The organism is Rothia uropygioeca (genome assembly GCF_004136585.1).
Lineage (GTDB): Bacteria > Actinomycetota > Actinomycetes > Actinomycetales > Micrococcaceae > Rothia.
The window spans coordinates 78,944-95,234 of record NZ_NOIR01000002.1 but is presented as its reverse complement, the minus strand read 5'-3'; the positions used below and the strand labels follow the sequence as shown (position 1 = coordinate 95,234).

The following is a 16,291-nucleotide window of genomic DNA, read 5'->3' as shown; positions in this document are numbered from 1 at the left end:
TCACGGTATTTCACGGAATTCTTCAGTATTTCACCAGTAAGGCACAAACGCTTTCAGACGAGCCAGTTTTCCACCACTCATTTTCCTTGAAGGATATTTAAACCAAAAATCAGGGAAAATGCTTGCAAACTCGGTCCGGTCGGAGTTATATAGTTAGTGAGGCGCACAGCTGTAAGAAGAAAGCTCCCATATTGGAAAGGGCATGATTATGGCTGACAAGAACAACCCCGGACAGTTCGGAAACCGCAAGGACACCGAAGAACAAGCCCATAAGGGCGGCGAGGAGAGCACCGGCAGCTTCGGTGACAAGAACTCTGCTGACCCGCATAAGGCCGGGAGGGAAGGCGCTGAGGCCCAGTCCAGGGAGGACAAGGCCAAAGGCGGCCGCCATAGCGGCAAGCAGTCCAGCTAAACTTCGCTAGCTGACATGTGGCCCGACGAGGTTCTGCGCTCAGAGTTCTTGCACAGCATCCGTCGGGCCCACCGCTTTGAGGTCTGGCCCGCCTGCTAAGAAGTCGGATACGGTCAAGCCGTTGTATCCGGCAGAGCAAAGGAGCTCACCATGCAATATGAAACCCAACCAGTCACAGAGACAATCCTGACGATCCCACCCAAATACATACAGAACGAGTCTCAGTGGGCTCGGCAAATCTGCGTGAGACATCGGTGGCGGTTGTGTGCCGAAACAGGAGAGATCTGCGACAGTGACGGAAAGATTCTGGCCGATGGGCTAAACACCCTGACCGCGGCCTTGGTCGGTCTCGGGTGGATTGTCCCCAAGGAAGAGGGCGAGCTGAGCGCCGGTATTGCTTGGCATCTGATTCCGGATGAAGCCGAAGCCGCGACCGAAGAACTCAGGAAGGCCGCGACAAACAAAATTCCTCAGCCCAGGCCAGATGCGGCCGCCAGCCGCGAAGCCGAATGACAACCGGTCAGGCACCGACTGAGCGAGTACAGACATCCTATGTTTGATGAATGGGCGGGAACGATGATCGGCTAGGCCGGACGCCTGGTTTGAGCCGAGCCTTCGTTTGTCCATCGGGGCCGAAATCCGTGGTTAGCCAAGACCCCATGGATACGGCCTATTCCGTGACTACTCTCCTGAGCGTTGGTGTCGTCACAGCGCATGCGGCCCAGACGGAGCAGACGCCGAAGACAACGGTGGCAAGAATGACCACCATCGACGTGGGCTGGGTCATGAATTCGGTGCCTATGAGCTGAAACAACGTCACCATCGATATCAGACCTGAGATCACCACGACTGCCAGCAAAGGCCTCATCACTGACTTCCGGCGGATGCGACCGAGTTGCGAGATCGGCATCCCCATCCGTGACAGAGCGATGTATAGGTCCCTACGGTCCAGAACCTGAGCCGTTTGGTTGATGCCGACGGAGCAAGCAACCATGATGAAGGAAATCACCAGAGTCACGGTGACTCCGGTCTGGATGTCTTGCGTCAGTTGCACTTCCTGTGCATCGGCGTGGGGGCTGTCGGCCGACGCCGTCAGGGAAGCCCCCGATCCCAGAATCACTGCTACATAGACACTGAATCCAATGCTGCCGACCTGACGCCACATTTCTTGAGGGGATTCGAGAACGTTCCGTGCAGCGATGAGTTGGTCTGCGGTCCGAGCCGTCTTCGCGTGAATCGTGCCTATGCCCTTCAGAACAAGCGGTCCCATCAGATGGACAGCGAGGAGGGGAATCGACAATGCCAGAGCGATGAAAACCATGATGAGGGCTCCTCCGATACCTTGCTTGGCTCCGGCGAAGACCGCCATGGCAACCAGGAACAAAATACTGGCTGCGACAAACCGCAACCAGCGCACACGGCGAGGTACGGAACGCGTGCGGATGCTCAACGGCGTTATCTCCACACGCCTCATGCCGGAAATCGAGCTTCCTACAGCTAGTGCCAGCACCAGTGCCGCGGCCGGGAGCAGCCATCCGTAGCCCATCCACAAGCCGGATGCACCAATCTCATGCCCAGTCAGGTGGATGAGACCGATGAGCGGCATGAGTGCTGCATAAGCAACGGCTCCCAGGACGATTCCGGCCAGAGCCAGAAGTCCGGATTCCGTTACTGAGACCAGACGGAGTTGGGCCCCCGTCGCTCCGAGAAGACGAAGCGTTGAAAGTCTTTGGTCGCGTTGACGAGCCATGAGCCGACCCGCTGAAGACATCAAAGTGCTCATCGGTACCAGAAGCAATAGCACGGCCAGGAAGGCACAGAATTGATAGAGCAAGCCGTTGGGCCCCGTGTCGCCCATCAAGAACTTGGCACCGCCGATAACGATGAATGCCACGGTGCTGGTCAGCATGAATGCGACGACCGGAAGGCCCCATGTGCCCTTATCTGAGAACGTTTTTCTGAGGAAAAGAAGGTTCATTGACCCCACACCCCCGTACCGTCGTCGACGATGTGACCGTCCCGAAGACGGATGGTGCGGGAGCATCCGGCAGCCACCGCCGGATCGTGGGTCACAATGATCAGTGATGCTCCACGGGAGATCGTCGACTCGAGCAATGCATTCAGGACATGTTGCGACGTCTCGGAGTCCAGGGCGCCCGTGGGTTCATCGGCAAAGACGACCTCCGGGTCGGTGACTTGGGCACGGGCAATCGCGACACGTTGCGCCTGACCTCCGGACAATTGTCCGGGCCGTCGGCTCTCCAGGCCGTGGAGGCCGAGAGCGGAGAGCCGCTGACCGGCCGACCGTTCGGCCCGCGCTCTTGAGACGCCCGAGGTCATCAGTGCCACGGCCACATTTTCCGCGGCCGTGAGCTCTGGCAGGAGGAGCCCTTCCTGAAACACGAAGCCGATCCTCTCCCGACGCAGCCGCGCTCTCTGCCTGGCGGAAAGGCTCGTGATCTCAATGCCTGGTCCGCCCCCAACACTGTTCAGAAAGGCAGAACCGCGGTCGGGCGAGATGATTCCCGACAGGACGTGCATCAACGTGGACTTTCCTGATCCCGACGGGCCCATAATGGCGACGGACTCGCCCGCACCGATGGAGACGGACGCGTTGTCCAATGCGGTCGCCGACGCGTAAGACTTGCTGAGGCCTTGAGCTTGAATTCGTGGTGGTGCGTTTGAGGTCATGTTCTGAACGCTAGTCCGCAGAAGAACTCACGTGAGGTGAGACAGGGCTGATTTCGGGGGTACCGCGGCCCATCACTTCTCGGTATACCCAGCTCTAAGCGACCGCGCGGTCGGCGCATACGTGGCTTACGGAGCCTCCGGATCAGGCCGTTCATCCCGTGAGGAGGCCCTTTGCCCCTTGCGCGACGGGCGTCGGCACCCGGCCGTAGGTCGCGAAAAGCCCCCGGCCCAAGGCCGGGGGCTACAACATCACCACAGCTGTCAAAGCCAGCCGTTGGCTACTTCTCGGAGCCCTTCTTCTCCAGCTTGGCGTCCACGCCCGTTTCTTTACGCTGCTGCGGCGTGATCGGTGCGGGAGCCGCAGTCAACGGGTCGAAGCCATTGCCTGTCTTCGGAAAAGCGATGACATCGCGAATGGAGTCGGTGCCGGCCAACAATGCGACCATACGGTCCCAGCCGAAGGCGATTCCACCGTGCGGGGGCGCTCCGTATTTGAAGGCCTCGAGCAGGAACCCGAACTTCTCATTGGCTTCCTCCTCCGAGATGCCCATGACTTTGAAAACGCGTTCCTGGACGTCGCGGCGATGGATACGGATGGAACCGCCACCGATCTCGTTGCCGTTGCACACGATGTCATAGGCGTACGCCAGAGCCGAGCCCGGATCCTGATCGAACGTATCCAGGAACTCGGGCTTTGGGGAGGTGAAGGCGTGGTGCACAGCGGTCCATGCCGAGTTGCCCAGGGCGACGTCGCCGGAGTCCTCGGCCTCTTTCGCGGATTCGAACATCGGAGCATCCACGACCCACACGAATGCCCAGTCGCCGTCTTTGATGAGGCCGGTGCGGTGACCGATTTCGACGCGAGCAGCGCCCAGAAGGGCCCGAGAAGGCTTGGCCTCACCGGCAGCGAAGAAGATGCAGTCACCGGGTTCCGCGCCCGTTGCCGCAGCCAGACCCTCGCGCTCGGCTTCGGTGATGTTCTTGGCGACGGGGCCGGTCAGGGTGCCGTCTTCCTGGACGAGGACATATGCGAGGCCCTTAGCGCCGCGCTGCTTTGCCCATTCCTGCCAAGCATCGAGGGTACGGCGCGGCTGCGAAGCACCACCGGGCATCACGACGGCTCCGACATACGGTGCCTTGAAGACGCGGAACGTCGTGTCCTGGAAGTATTCCGTCAGCTCCGTGAGCTCCAGGCCGAAGCGCAGGTCTGGTTTATCCGACCCGTACTTCTCCATCGCTTCGCGATATGTCATACGGCGAATGGGACGAGGGATCTCGACGTCGATCAACTTCCACAGAGCGGACACGACCTGCTCTCCCAAGTCGATGATGTCGTCTTCCTCAACGAAAGAAGCCTCGATATCCAGCTGGGTGAATTCCGGCTGACGGTCGGCCCGGAAATCCTCGTCACGGTAACAGCGCGCAATCTGGAAGTACTTTTCGATTCCGCCGACCTGCAGAAGCTGTTTGAACAACTGCGGAGACTGGGGCAGCGCGTACCACGAGCCGGGAACCAGGCGTGCAGGCACGACGAAGTCACGGGCACCTTCCGGGGTGGACCGGGTCATGGTGGGCGTCTCTACCTCGAGGTAACCGTCCTGATGCAGCAATTCACGGACGACCCGGCTCGCGTCCGAACGCAGGCGCATGGCCGCCGCAGGGGCAGGACGGCGTAGGTCCAGATACCGGTGGCGCAGGCGAGCTTCCTCGCCCACTTCGACGTGCTCGTCGATCTGGAACGGCAAAGGCGCCGCGGTATTCAGCACTTCGACCTCGTTGACCTCGACCTCAATTTGGCCGGTCACCAGATTCGGGTTGTCATTTCCCTCCGGACGGCGAGAGACCACACCCGTGACCTTCAGAACGTACTCATTGCGCAACGCATCGAAGTCCGCTTCATTGTGGAACACGCACTGGGTAACGCCTTCCCGGTCGCGCAGATCCACGAAAGCCACGCCCCCGTGGTCACGACGGCGGGCTACCCAGCCGGCCAGCGTTACGGTCTCTCCGATGTTCTCGGCGGTCAGTTCACCGAGCGTATGCGTGCGTAGCACTCACGGTCCTTTCGACGTGTCGGCGGGTTCTCCGCCGGACTAGTTCTGTGCAGAGTCTACCCGGCCCTCTCCGAGCTCAGAGCCGGACCCTGCACCATAAAGAATGGGGTGATTTCAGTCTTCGCCGGCGACGACGCGCGGATGAAGATCTTTCTCGGGCGGATTCCAGGTGCTCGGGTCCACGGCCACCTGCTCACCGGAACGAATGTCCTTGACCTCGTGGGTCGTGTTGCCTGCATCGTCAGTACCCAGGAACCAGACGAATGGTATGCCTCGGCGGTCCGCGTACTTGATCTGCTTGCCGAATTTCGCGGCGTTGGCCGAGACCTCACAGGCGATCCCTCGGGACCGGAGGTGCTCGGCGACATCCTGGGCAGCCGACCAGGCTTCTTCGTTGGTCAGAGCAACCAGCACCGCGGAAGGCACCTTGCGGGTGGGGCGAGCCAGATCCTGGGAGAGGATTCGGGAAACCAAGCGAGTCACGCCGATCGAGAGTCCTACGCCGGGGTAGGTTTTCTTCCCCGTCGAGGCAAGGGATTCGTAACGTCCGCCGGAGCAGATGGAGCCCAATTGTTCGTGCCCCACCAGGACGGTCTCGTAGACGGTCCCGGTGTAGTAGTCCAGGCCGCGGGCGATCGACAGATCTGCGATGACCTTGCCCGGCGCACGTTTGGACGCTTCCTCGATGACCTCGGTCAATTCGGCCAAACCCTGGTCGAGGAGTTCGTCCTCCACACCAAAAGCGCGGACCTTCTCCGCAAAAGAGGTGTCTTCTGCGGTGATGGACGCCAAATTCAACGCGGCACGAACCTGCTCGTCCGTGGCCCCGAGCTCGTCCTTGAGAAGCTGGCCCACGGCGTCGGGGCCGATCTTGTCCAATTTGTCGATCGAACGCAGGACCCCCGCAGTGTCGGACAGTCCGATGCCGCGATAGAAGCCTTCGGAAAGCTTGCGGTTGTTGACGCGCAATTTGAATTCCGGAATGGGCAACCGAGTCAGGGCATCCACGACGATCAGTGCGAGCTCCACGTCGTATCGGAACGGCAGAGATTCCTCTCCGACGACGTCGATATCCGCTTGCGTGAACTCGCGGGCTCGACCTTCCTGTGGCCGCTCCCCCCGCCAGGACTTCTGGATCTGGTACCGCATGAACGGGAAATTCAGGTATCCCGCGTTCTCCACGACATACCGGGCGAATGGGACGGTCAGGTCGAAGTGGAGTGCGAGTTTCTCCGCTTTCTTGGTATCCGGGTCTTCCTGGAGGCGAGACACCGCGTAAACCTCTTTGTCGATCTCGCCCTTTTGGAGGAGCTGATCGATCGTTTCCACAGACCGGGTTTCGACGGAGGAGAATCCGTGGAGTTCGAACGTATGCCGCAAGACGTCCAGCACGTGGTTCTCCACGACCCTCTCTTGGGGTAGCAATTCCGGAAAACCTGACAGGGACGCCTTACGGGCCATGTGCCTCTCCTCGAGTTTTTGAGCATGCAGGCGCGCACATCGCGCACAATCATCATTAAGACTAAACCTTGGCGAGGACCCAAGCGAACCGAAAAACGGGGCCCAAAGGCCCCGACGAGGCATAATTGCCTCATCTTGTCGCGAAACACCCCATTCACGTGACGCGCGCCCCATATATATTGGTGTCCAGTGCCCATGAAATGTCAGGGCGCCGTCGCACATCGATACACCAGGGTCGTACAGGCCCTCCCACGAAAAGAGTTTCAGCGGTGACCGAGAAGAAGCCCGACGACAAGCCCACTCCGGCTAACCTGCCCGGAGCCCCGACCGCGCCCAAACCTGCCGCTCCTCTTACGCGGCCGTCCCTGGAGGAGGCGAAGAAGTTTGGATCCGTCGGCGAGGACGGACACGTCTACGTGGAAGTGCGCGGAGAGAACATACCGGTAGGGGCGTTCCCGGACGCCACCGAAGACGAGGCCCTCGCCTACTTCGCGAGGAAGTTTGCCGAAGCCGAGACCCAGATTTCCTTGTTGGAGAATCGAGTCTCCCAGGGCACCGACGCGACATCGGTCTCCCGAACCATTGGTAGCCTTCGGGAACAGGTCGCTGCACGGGGAATGGTAGGCGACATAACCGATCTGGAGGACCGTCTCGACGCTCTGGAACAAGCAGCGAGCCGTCTTACGGAGGAGCAGGAACGGGAGGCAGCGGCCGCGAAGGAGCGTGCTCGCACCGAACGGGAAGCTATCGTCAAGGCGGCCGAAGACGTCGCCGAGCAAGACCCTGCTCAGACTCACTGGAAGAATTCCAGCGCCCGGATGAACGACCTTTTCAATGCCTGGAAGACCGCTCAGAAGGAGAACAGACTCCATAAGTCGGTCGAAGACGAACTCTGGAAGCGCTTCCGCAACGCACGGACGACCTTCGACAAACATCGCCGCGCCTACTTCTCCCAATTGGATCAAGACAACGCGAAGGCCAAGAAAGCCAAAGAAGGCCTGATCGCGGAGGCCGAAGCTCTTTCCGGGTCGACCGACTGGGGCGAAACTTCCATCAAGTACCGCGAGCTCATGGATCGTTGGAAGAAGGCACCACGCGCGTCCCGCAAGGAAGACGACGCCCTGTGGGCCCGTTTCCGCGCGGCCCAGGACGTCTTCTTCAACGCCCGCGCCGCCGCCAACGAGGAAACCGATCGGGAATTCGCCGAGAATTTGAAGGTCAAGGAAGCCCTGCTCGAAAAGGCGCGCGCTATTCTGCCGGTCAAGGATCCGGATGTCGCCAAGGCCAAGCTCGCTCCCATCCTCGATGAGTGGGATCGGGCCGGCATGGTTCCTCGCAATGACCTCCGCCGCGTCGAGAACGAGCTCAAGAAGGTCCAGGACGCTATTTCCGAGGCCGAACAGGCCGAGTGGGAAAGAAGCAACCCGGAGACCCAGGCCAGAGCCAACTCGATGGTGGCTCAGCTCCGGGAAGCCATCACTGGGTTGGAAGACGAACTGGCAACGGCGCGAGCAAAGGGAGACTCCAGGGCGATCGCCAAGGCAGAGGAAGCCCTGGACGCACGCCGCAAGTGGCTCGACCAGGTCGAGTCAGCCTCCTAGCCGCAGTTGAGGCGTTCTGTGCCTCATGAAGCACGGGTTCGGGAATTTATCCACAAATTTCCGAAACCCGTGCTTTTTGCGCTTTTCGTACGGTGAGATGGGTCGTATGCACAACGATTCCCCGACCGAATGTACCGTGTCACCCCGACCTGAGACTCTGTGGGAAGTTCACTTTGCGGAATTGGGGTGCCCACCGGACATCCTCCTCGCCGGAGTACATCTGACCGAAGCCGAGGCGCAGGCGTTGGCGGCACGAGGACTCCTTGCGCCTATTCTCCACCGTGTTTACAGCAGTTCCGCACCATCACCGCAGTTGCGAGGATACGCGGCCGGCCTTCATCTGAGAGCCTTGAGCCGGCGCCGGTCCGTACTCCACCGACTCACCGCGGCTTGGATCTACGGTTGTGCGGCTCCGCCCCGCTATCTCGAGTGCACAGTCAACGGGAACGATGGCCACAAGTTCGGCGCTCAGGAACTGCGCTACGTTCGTCACCGTTACCTGAGCTATTCGCGGTTCGAGGTAAACCGAGTCGGGCCCGTACTGGTAACCACTCCCCTGCGGACCTGCGTGGACCTTGCGGCTTTCGACGCCACACCCGCTGGGGACTCCGCCTTGGCGACCTTCATACGAGCGCCCTCACTCGGCTGTTCACCGCGTGTCCTGTGCGCGGCTCTGGCTGCGGTCCCACGGCTCAAGTTCCGAAGGCAAGCGATCGAGCGTGTACATCAGCTAGCGCCCAAAGTCTCCTGATCCCCGCCACAGCCTCGTTCAGGACGCAGGTTGGGTGGGTGTCGGACGAGAACCCGTGATCCGGTAGACGTCGTACACGCCGTCGATGCCGCGGACAGTATTAAGCACATGGTCAAGGTATCTGGGATCGCCCATTTCGAAGGAGAACCGGGAAATAGCAAGCCGTGACACGTTGGTGTGAACATTCGCCGAGAGAATATTGACGTGGCTTTCCGACAGCACCCTGGTCACATCCGAGAGCAAAGACTTGCGGTCCAAAGCCTCGACCTGGATTTCGACCAGAAACACCGAGGATTTGGTTGGTGCCCACTGCACCTCGATGCGCCGGGGGTCATCCTGTGCCTGCCGCATATTGGGACAATCCACACGGTGCACCGAGATGCCATTGCCGCGGGTCACAATTCCCATGATCTCGTCCGGAGGCACGGGCGTGCAGCAACGTGCCAATTTGGTGTAGACGCCATCTGCACCTTGGACCACTACGCCCGAATCCGCGAACTTGGGACGCGCATGCGTCGTAATGGAGGTTTCTTCCTCGAGGTCTTCTTCCTCGGTTCCAGAAGGACCGCCCAAGAGATCGACAAGTCGGTCGATGACGTCCTGGGCCTTGATCTGGCCTTCCCCGACGGCCTCGTACAGGGCGGCGACGTCGTCCTTGTGTTGTTCCTCTGCGACCGACAAGAGGAGTTTGCTCGTCAGAAGCCTCTGCAAAGGCAGGCTATGGCGGCGCATTGACCGCGTGAGGTTGTCCTTACCTTTCTCGATGGCCTCTTCGCGGCGTTCCTTGGTCAGATAATGCCGGATTTTGGTCCGCGCCCGTGGACTCGCGACGAATTTGAGCCAGTCCTCGCTGGGGCCGGCGTCCTCGGCCTTTGTCGTCAGAATCTCAATACGGTCACCGTGGTTGAGCTTCGAGGACAGGGGCACAAGCTTGCCATTCACCCTCGCGCCGATGGTGTGCTCGCCGACCTGGGTGTGTATCGCGTACGCAAAATCGACCGGTGTCGAGCCGGCCGGAAGGGAAAGAACGTCCCCCGCAGGTGTGAACACAAAAACTTCCTGGGCGTTGACCTCATAGCGCAGCGAGTCCAGGAATTCTGACGAGTCACTGGTCTCGGATTGCCAGGACATCAACGACTGCAACCACTTCAGCGCGTCGGCGGAGTCTTCGGTGCGTTGCCCTGAGGAGGAAGCTTCTCCACGGGCGGCGGCTTTGTACTTCCAGTGGGCAGCAATGCCGTATTCGGCTTTCTGGTGCATCTCGTGCGTACGGATCTGCACCTCAACGGGGCGCCCGGATGGGCCGATCACTGCGGTATGCAATGACTGGTACGTGTTGAATTTGGGAACCGCAATGTAGTCCTTGAATCTGCCCGGGAGAGGTTTCCACACCTCATGGATCGCACCGAGCGCTGCATAACAGTCGCGCACGGAATCCACGAGGATCCGGATCGCAAGGAGATCGTAGATCTCGTCGAACTCTTTGTCCCGAAGGATCATTTTTTGGTAGATCGAGTAATAATGCTTCGGTCGCCCCGTGACCTCGCACGAGATGTTGGACGCCCTGAGCTCGTCCATCACCCCTGTGCGGATTTCCTGGAGCTGCCGTTCGCGCTCCGGGGTACGGTCCCCGACCATCCGCACGATCTCGTCGTAGATGCGAGGTTCAAGGGCCGCGAAGGAGAGATCTTCAAGCTCCCATTTAATGGTGTTGATTCCCAACCGGTGTGCCAATGGGGCGAAGATTTCCAGCGTTTCTTTCGCTTTGCGGGCACTCGACTGCGGGGACACGAAACGCCACGTTCGTGCGTTGTGGAGACGGTCGGCCAATTTGATGACGAGAACACGGATGTCCTTGGCCATGGCGATGACCATTTTGCGGACCGTCTCGGCTTGGGCGTGTTCCCCGTAGGTGACCTTGTCGAGTTTGGTCACGCCATCGACGAGTTCGGCGACTTCTTCACCGAAGTCTGCCGTGAGCTCCTCCAGCGAGTACTCCGTGTCCTCAACCGTGTCATGCAACAACCCGGCAATGAGCGTGGCCCCGGAAGCACCCAATTCCGCCAGAATCGTAGTGACGGCAACCGGGTGAGTGATGTACGGATCGCCGCTCTTGCGCTTCTGCCCGGTGTGGTGCTTGTCCGCGACGGCGAAGGCTCGCTCGATCGTGGAGAAGTCCTCCTGCGGATTGTTGGCCTTGACCGTTCTCAGCAAGGGAACCAGAACCGGCGAGACCGGTTTGCTTCTGCTGGCCGCGGTCGAGTCGCTGACGCCTTCCGTTGGCTGGTTCCCGTTTTCGGCCGGGATGACGGAAGCTTTGGGGAATGCCCGGCGTTCGGGTGTCCTCGTCGACGCCGACATAACCCTATGAGTCCCGTGGCTTTGTTGATCATCGGATGATGCCATGATGAACCTCCTGACCGTGTAATGGACTTAGTTTAGTCCTCCCCGAGCGCTGAGCCGATTCGAAGCAGCCGGGGCCTCTCTGAGCGAACGCAAAAACGCCGGCGCGGCTTCACAGCCGCACCGGCGTCGCACTTCGGCGGTGGCGTTCTCAGACGACCGCACCGTTATCCGGTTTGTCGTCACCGCCCGGGTCCAAACGGGGTACCGGATTGGTATCCGTGGTGACATCGCCGTGACTCTGCGGGGAACGGCCCGCTGCCGAGGAGCCGGACCGGCTCGCGCTCGAGGACCCGGAAGATCGGGTTTCGCGGCCGGTCTCGGATGCGGCAGCTGTGTCCTCCGAGGAGGCGACACCCTCGACGAGCCTCGCCTGTTCCTTGATCGGCTTCTCCCCCTGACGCAAAACGGCATAGAGGGGGGCGGAGACGAACAAGGTTCCCAAGGTGCCCATGATGATGCCGATGAACAAGGCAAGGGACAGATCCTGCAGTGTTCCCGCACCGAGCAGGAAGGCCCCAATGAACAGGATCGAGCCGACGGGCAGGATTCCGACGACCGACGTATTGATCGACCTCACCAGGGTCTGGTTGACCGCCAGGTTGACCTCGTCGGCGAAGGTCCGCTTCCTGTTGCTCCGGTATCCCTTGGTGTTCTCGCGAATCTTGTCGAAGACCACGACCGAGTCGTAGAGCGAGTAGGAAAGGATCGTGAGGAATCCGATAATTGCCGACGGAGTCACTTCGAAGCCCACCAACGCGTAGACGCCTGCCGTGGTGATGACGGTGAAGAGCAGGCCGGCGATGGCCGACAGAGACATCTTGACGGTGCGGAAATACAGCGCCATGCCGATGGTTGCCAGCACGACGAAGACGATCAGCCCCCAGGTGGCTTGACGGGTGACGCCGGCGCCCCATGTCGGACCGACGTACGAGGAGGTCACGTCGTCGGGTTTGACGTCGTAGGCCTTCTGCAGGGCTTCCTTGACGGCGAGCGTGTCGTCATCGCTCAACTGTTCGGTTTGCACGCGAACGGTTCCGGCGGCAATGCGAGTCACCTCGGTCTCGGCCGCGCCCGCGTGCTTCGAAACGGCGTCCTTCCCGGTCTGGATATCCGTGTCCTTGGTATCGGAAACCGTGAACTCGGAACCGCCCCGGAAGTCGATGCCCATTTTGAACCCACCCGTGAGGACGGGGATCAGAAGAGCGATGATGACCAGTACCGCGGAAATTCCAAGCCAAAGCTTCTTCTTCGGAATAAACGGCAGGGAAGTCTTGCCCGTATAAAGATTGCTACCGAACTCTGCGAACTTAGGCATTGTCGGCTCCTTCAGGATTTTGGCCGGGGTTCTCTTCAGGGGATTCGGCCTGGTGCTCCTTCGACTTCAGAGCCTCGGCACGGCGTCTTTCGGCGATGGTGAGGGGACGGTCCGGTTCTTCCCCGGCTTCGTCCCGGCGGCGCTTCCGACGCGGTGAATCTTCAGGGTCGCGGAGCCGGCCCGCTCCCCGGTACAACGGGACGTACCCGAGGGCGTGAGCATCCAGCCCGGAGAGTCTGTGTCCTTCCCCGAAGAACTTGGTCCTGGAAAGCAGAACCATCATCGGATGGGTGAACCAGAAGATCACCATGAGATCGGCAATCGCCGTGAGGCCCAGTGTGAACGCGAAGCCTCGCACGTTACCCACGGCCACGAAGTACAGCACGACGGCGGCCAGGAGGTTGACGCCCTTGGACGCCCATATGGTCCTGCGCGCTCGCATCCACCCGTGGTCCACCGCAGAGGGCACACTTCGCCCGTCCCTCAAACCGTCTCTGATGCGTTCAAAGTAGACGATGAACGAGTCCGCCGTCTGCCCGATCGCGACAATGAGACCCGCGACGCCCGCGAGGGAGAGTCTGTAGTTGACCCCCCAGCCGAGCAGTGTAATGGCCTCGTAGGTGACCACTCCCGCGACGAGCAGGGAGGCAATCGTCACGAATCCGAGTAGTCGGTATTGGAACAGCGAGTAGACGCAGACGAGCAGCAGACCGATGATTCCGGCGATAATGCCCATCTGCAACTGGTCGGTACCCAAGGTCGCCGATATCTGTTGCTCGGACTCGATCTTGAAGCTGATCGGCAGCGCCCCGTATTTCAGCTGTTCGGAAAGGCCCTTGGCGTCATCCTCGGTGAAGTTGCCGGTGATCTGAGCCTGACCGTCGGAAATCACGTTCTGCGCTCGGGGAGCCTGCAGTACTCCACCGTCGAGCATGATCGCGAAGGACGCCTTGGGGTCGTTTTGGTCCTGGCCGTAGAAGCCGTAGAGACGCTGGGTCACGTCTTTGAAGACGTTCTTCGCGTGATCGTTGAACGTGATGTTCACGCCCCACTGACCCGTGCTCACGCCGCCGCCGGACTCGACCTGTGAATGGCTGGCATCCTTGATGTCAGAGCCATTGAGCTCGACAGGACCCAGAATGTATTTCTGTTTGCCGTCCTGGGAGCAGGCAACGACGGCTTTCTTGGGATCGAGTTGGTCGTCTTTACCCGGATTCGCGGTGCAGTCGCGTTGCTCGTACTGCTTCTGTAACTCGGGGGTGATCCAATTGGAATCGGATCCGTTGGTCGGTTGAGCGTCCGGGTGAGGGAGTTTGGACTCTTCCGTGCGTTTGTCCTGCGGCACGGCCGCCCCGTCCCCCTCGGCCAGAACCGATCGGAAGGACATCTGGGCCGAGGCCTGAATGAGATCCCGGGTTTCCTGACTCGGCGTATCAGGCATCGAAACGACAACGTTCTTGCCTGATTGGGTGCTGACCTCTGCCTCCGAGACGCCGGCACCGTCGACGCGCTGACGAATAATGTCCACGGCCTGGTCGAGCTGGTCCTTGCTGATGTCGCCGCCCCCGTTGGTGGCCTTGGGAGACAGGATCATCTCCGTGCCACCGGACAAATCCAGGGCGAGCTTGGGTGCGGCGGAACCACCGAGCTTGGTGGCCGACAGACCGACGACCCCACCGAGGACCACCACGATGGCGGTCAACAGGAGCAGGGCCTTTCGGGCACCTGACATTCGTTTATTCCGAGCCATAAGGATTCCTGAGGATCATAAGTCGAGGTGCCCGCCGCCGGCGGACACCTCGAGAAGTGGGTTGAACTTAACGGGACGAACCGAAGTTGTCGTCGCCTTCAGGGCGGTCCTCGCGGTAACCGCTCTGGCTCTCATCGCGGAAGCCCTGTGAGCGCTCGTCCTGAATCGGCTCACCGTTCAAGCGCGGATCGTTTTCTGCAGCAGGAGCCGAAGAGCCGAATCCGGGGCCGGACTGCGACGCCTCACCCTGGAATTCTCCGGTTCCCTGCTGGGGCTGGTCGGTCACGCCCTGCGCGGCTGCGGCACGAGCGGCCTCAGGGGTTCCCGGGACCTGACCGTTCTGATCCAGGACCGTGGTGACGGCACCCAAGTGAACCGTGATTTCGGTCTTGGGAGCAACTTCGATGACCGCGCGATTGGCCTCACGGTCGATCGACACGATGGTTCCGAACACGCCGAACTGTGTCATGACGCGTGTGCCCGGCGTCATGGCTTGCTGACGCTCTTGCATCTGCTGACGTGCCTTCTTCTGGCGGCGCATCGGCAGGACGAGGAATACGATGACCACCACCAGCATGAGCCCCAGTAGGAGGAAGTTGGAGCCACCGGCTCCGCCTTGCTCGGCGGCCTGAAGGCTTCCTGATGGATTGATGGTGGAAAGTAACATGTGTTCCTCACGTAATTGATCGTGACCGCCCCCGTGCAGGCGCCCGATGAGGACGGGAGGGCAGACTTAGGCAAGTCTAATTGAAGAGTCTGAATATCCCGTCAAGACTTCTCGGCTCATTTTTCGGGTGGCTCCAGGTCCAAGTGCTCCCAGGCAGACGGCAACGCCACTCGGCCTCGGGGCGTCCGCCCCATGAGGCCTTCCCGCACGAGGTAAGGCTCCGCCACGGTCTCCACGGTTTCCGTTTCTTCTCCGACCGCGATGGCCAAGGTCGAGAGCCCCACCGGTCCCCCGCCGAATTTGTGAATCAGAGAATCGAGAACCGATCGGTCAAGACGGTCCAAACCCCTCGAGTCGACCTCGTACATGTTCAATGCAGTCGCCGCGGTGCGCGCGTCGATGTCCTCGACCGCGTGCACCAGAGCCCAGTCGCGAACTCGCCGCAACAAGCGGTTGGCTATACGCGGGGTTCCCCGGGAGCGCGAGGCAATTTCGTGGAATCCTTCCGTGGTGATCTTGAGGTCCAGCAAAGAAGCCGACCGACGGAGCACGAGTTCCAGTTCCGCAACGTCGTAGAACTCCAGATGACCGGTGAACCCGAAGCGATCCCGGAGAGGACCGGGCAGCAGCCCCGCCCGTGTAGTCGCGCCGACGAGCGTGAAACTGGGCAATTCCAGCGGAATCGAGGTCGCGCCAGCGCCTTTCCCCACCACAATGTCCACCCGGAAGTCCTCCATGGCCATGTACAGCATTTCTTCCGCGGGACGAGACATCCGATGGATTTCATCGAGGAAGAGGACTTCGCCCGGAGTCAGGGAGGAGAGTATGGCGGCGAGATCGCCCGAATGCTGGATTGCCGGTCCGGAGCTGATCCGAAGCGGCGAGCCCATCTCTTCCGCGATGATCATGGCAAGGGTCGTTTTGCCGAGGCCAGGAGGCCCTGAGAGCAGAACATGGTCCGCACTCTTGCCACGAAGCTTCGACGCTTCCAGGACGAGCGAGAGCTGCTGGCGGACCCGTTTCTGTCCGACGAAATCGTCAAGAGCTTTGGGCCGCAAAGCCGCCTCGATGGCTTTGTCCTCAGGTTCGATTTCCGCGTCTACCAATCGCTCCTGGCCCGCACGCTGCTGACCGGGTAAATTCTGCGCGTCGTTCTCCGGGAATTGCTGTGTCATAAGTTCCT

At 60.6% G+C, this 16,291-nt stretch carries 13 protein-coding genes; 4 read left to right on the top strand and 9 right to left on the bottom strand.

What is annotated here, in order from left to right; translation table 11 throughout:
* Nucleotides 1-208 precede the first annotated feature (208 nt).
* Together EWR20_RS04760 and EWR20_RS04755 are read left to right on the top strand one after the other, a co-directional pair.
* Nucleotides 209-412 carry a hypothetical protein gene (locus EWR20_RS04760; RefSeq protein WP_129359509.1) on the top strand — a complete coding sequence of 68 codons (204 nt, stop codon included), beginning with the start codon at nt 209-211 and terminating at the stop codon, nt 410-412.
* Between the two features lie 150 nt (nt 413-562).
* Nucleotides 563-925: a hypothetical protein gene (locus EWR20_RS04755; protein WP_129359508.1), complete on the top strand. Its 363-nt coding sequence runs from the start codon at nt 563-565 to the stop codon at nt 923-925.
* Between the two features lie 157 nt (nt 926-1,082).
* Here the strand turns inward: EWR20_RS04755 and EWR20_RS04750 are convergent, their stop codons facing one another.
* The 4 genes from EWR20_RS04750 to hisS all read right to left on the bottom strand — a co-directional run bounded on the left by EWR20_RS04750 (nt 1,083) and on the right by hisS (nt 6,618).
* Nucleotides 1,083-2,390: an FtsX-like permease family protein gene (locus tag EWR20_RS04750; RefSeq protein WP_165000955.1), complete on the bottom strand. Its 1,308-nt coding sequence runs from the start codon at nt 2,388-2,390 to the stop codon at nt 1,083-1,085.
* A complete protein-coding gene (locus EWR20_RS04745) occupies nt 2,387-3,103 on the bottom strand; it encodes an ABC transporter ATP-binding protein (protein WP_129359506.1) in 717 nt (238 codons plus the stop codon). The genes EWR20_RS04750 and EWR20_RS04745 overlap by 4 nt, the downstream gene beginning before the upstream one ends.
* Before the next feature lie 278 nt (nt 3,104-3,381).
* A complete protein-coding gene (gene aspS / locus EWR20_RS04740; RefSeq protein WP_129359505.1) occupies nt 3,382-5,157 on the bottom strand; it encodes an aspartate--tRNA ligase in 1,776 nt (591 codons plus the stop codon).
* A gap of 114 nt (nt 5,158-5,271) precedes the next feature.
* On the bottom strand, nt 5,272-6,618 hold the full coding sequence (hisS, locus tag EWR20_RS04735) for a histidine--tRNA ligase (RefSeq protein ID WP_129359504.1): 1,347 nt from the start codon (nt 6,616-6,618) through the stop codon (nt 5,272-5,274).
* Between the two features lie 269 nt (nt 6,619-6,887).
* Between hisS and EWR20_RS04730 the strand changes: the two genes are divergently transcribed.
* Both EWR20_RS04730 and EWR20_RS04725 read left to right on the top strand, forming a co-directional pair.
* Nucleotides 6,888-8,219 (top strand): DUF349 domain-containing protein, encoded by a 1,332-nt coding sequence (locus tag EWR20_RS04730; protein WP_238147589.1) that lies wholly within the window; start codon nt 6,888-6,890, stop codon nt 8,217-8,219.
* 106 nt (nt 8,220-8,325) lie between these two features.
* Nucleotides 8,326-8,970 (top strand): hypothetical protein, encoded by a 645-nt coding sequence (locus tag EWR20_RS04725; protein ID WP_129359502.1) that lies wholly within the window; start codon nt 8,326-8,328, stop codon nt 8,968-8,970.
* Nucleotides 8,971-8,988: 18 nt separating this feature from the next.
* Here the strand turns inward: EWR20_RS04725 and EWR20_RS04720 are convergent, their stop codons facing one another.
* The 5 genes from EWR20_RS04720 to ruvB form a co-directional block, all read right to left on the bottom strand.
* Nucleotides 8,989-11,376, bottom strand: coding sequence for a RelA/SpoT family protein (locus tag EWR20_RS04720; RefSeq protein WP_129359501.1), 2,388 nt, complete (start codon nt 11,374-11,376; stop codon nt 8,989-8,991).
* Nucleotides 11,377-11,524: 148 nt separating this feature from the next.
* A complete protein-coding gene (gene secF, locus EWR20_RS04715) occupies nt 11,525-12,691 on the bottom strand; it encodes a protein translocase subunit SecF (protein WP_129359500.1) in 1,167 nt (388 codons plus the stop codon).
* On the bottom strand, nt 12,684-14,441 hold the full coding sequence (gene secD / locus EWR20_RS04710) for a protein translocase subunit SecD (protein WP_129359499.1): 1,758 nt from the start codon (nt 14,439-14,441) through the stop codon (nt 12,684-12,686). The genes secF and secD overlap by 8 nt, the downstream gene beginning before the upstream one ends.
* Nucleotides 14,442-14,508: 67 nt before the next feature.
* Nucleotides 14,509-15,108, bottom strand: a complete 600-nt coding sequence (yajC, locus tag EWR20_RS04705; RefSeq protein ID WP_129359498.1) for a preprotein translocase subunit YajC — start codon at nt 15,106-15,108, stop codon at nt 14,509-14,511.
* Between the two features lie 116 nt (nt 15,109-15,224).
* Nucleotides 15,225-16,283 (bottom strand): Holliday junction branch migration DNA helicase RuvB, encoded by a 1,059-nt coding sequence (gene ruvB / locus EWR20_RS04700; RefSeq protein ID WP_129359497.1) that lies wholly within the window; start codon nt 16,281-16,283, stop codon nt 15,225-15,227.
* Nucleotides 16,284-16,291 lie beyond the last annotated feature (8 nt).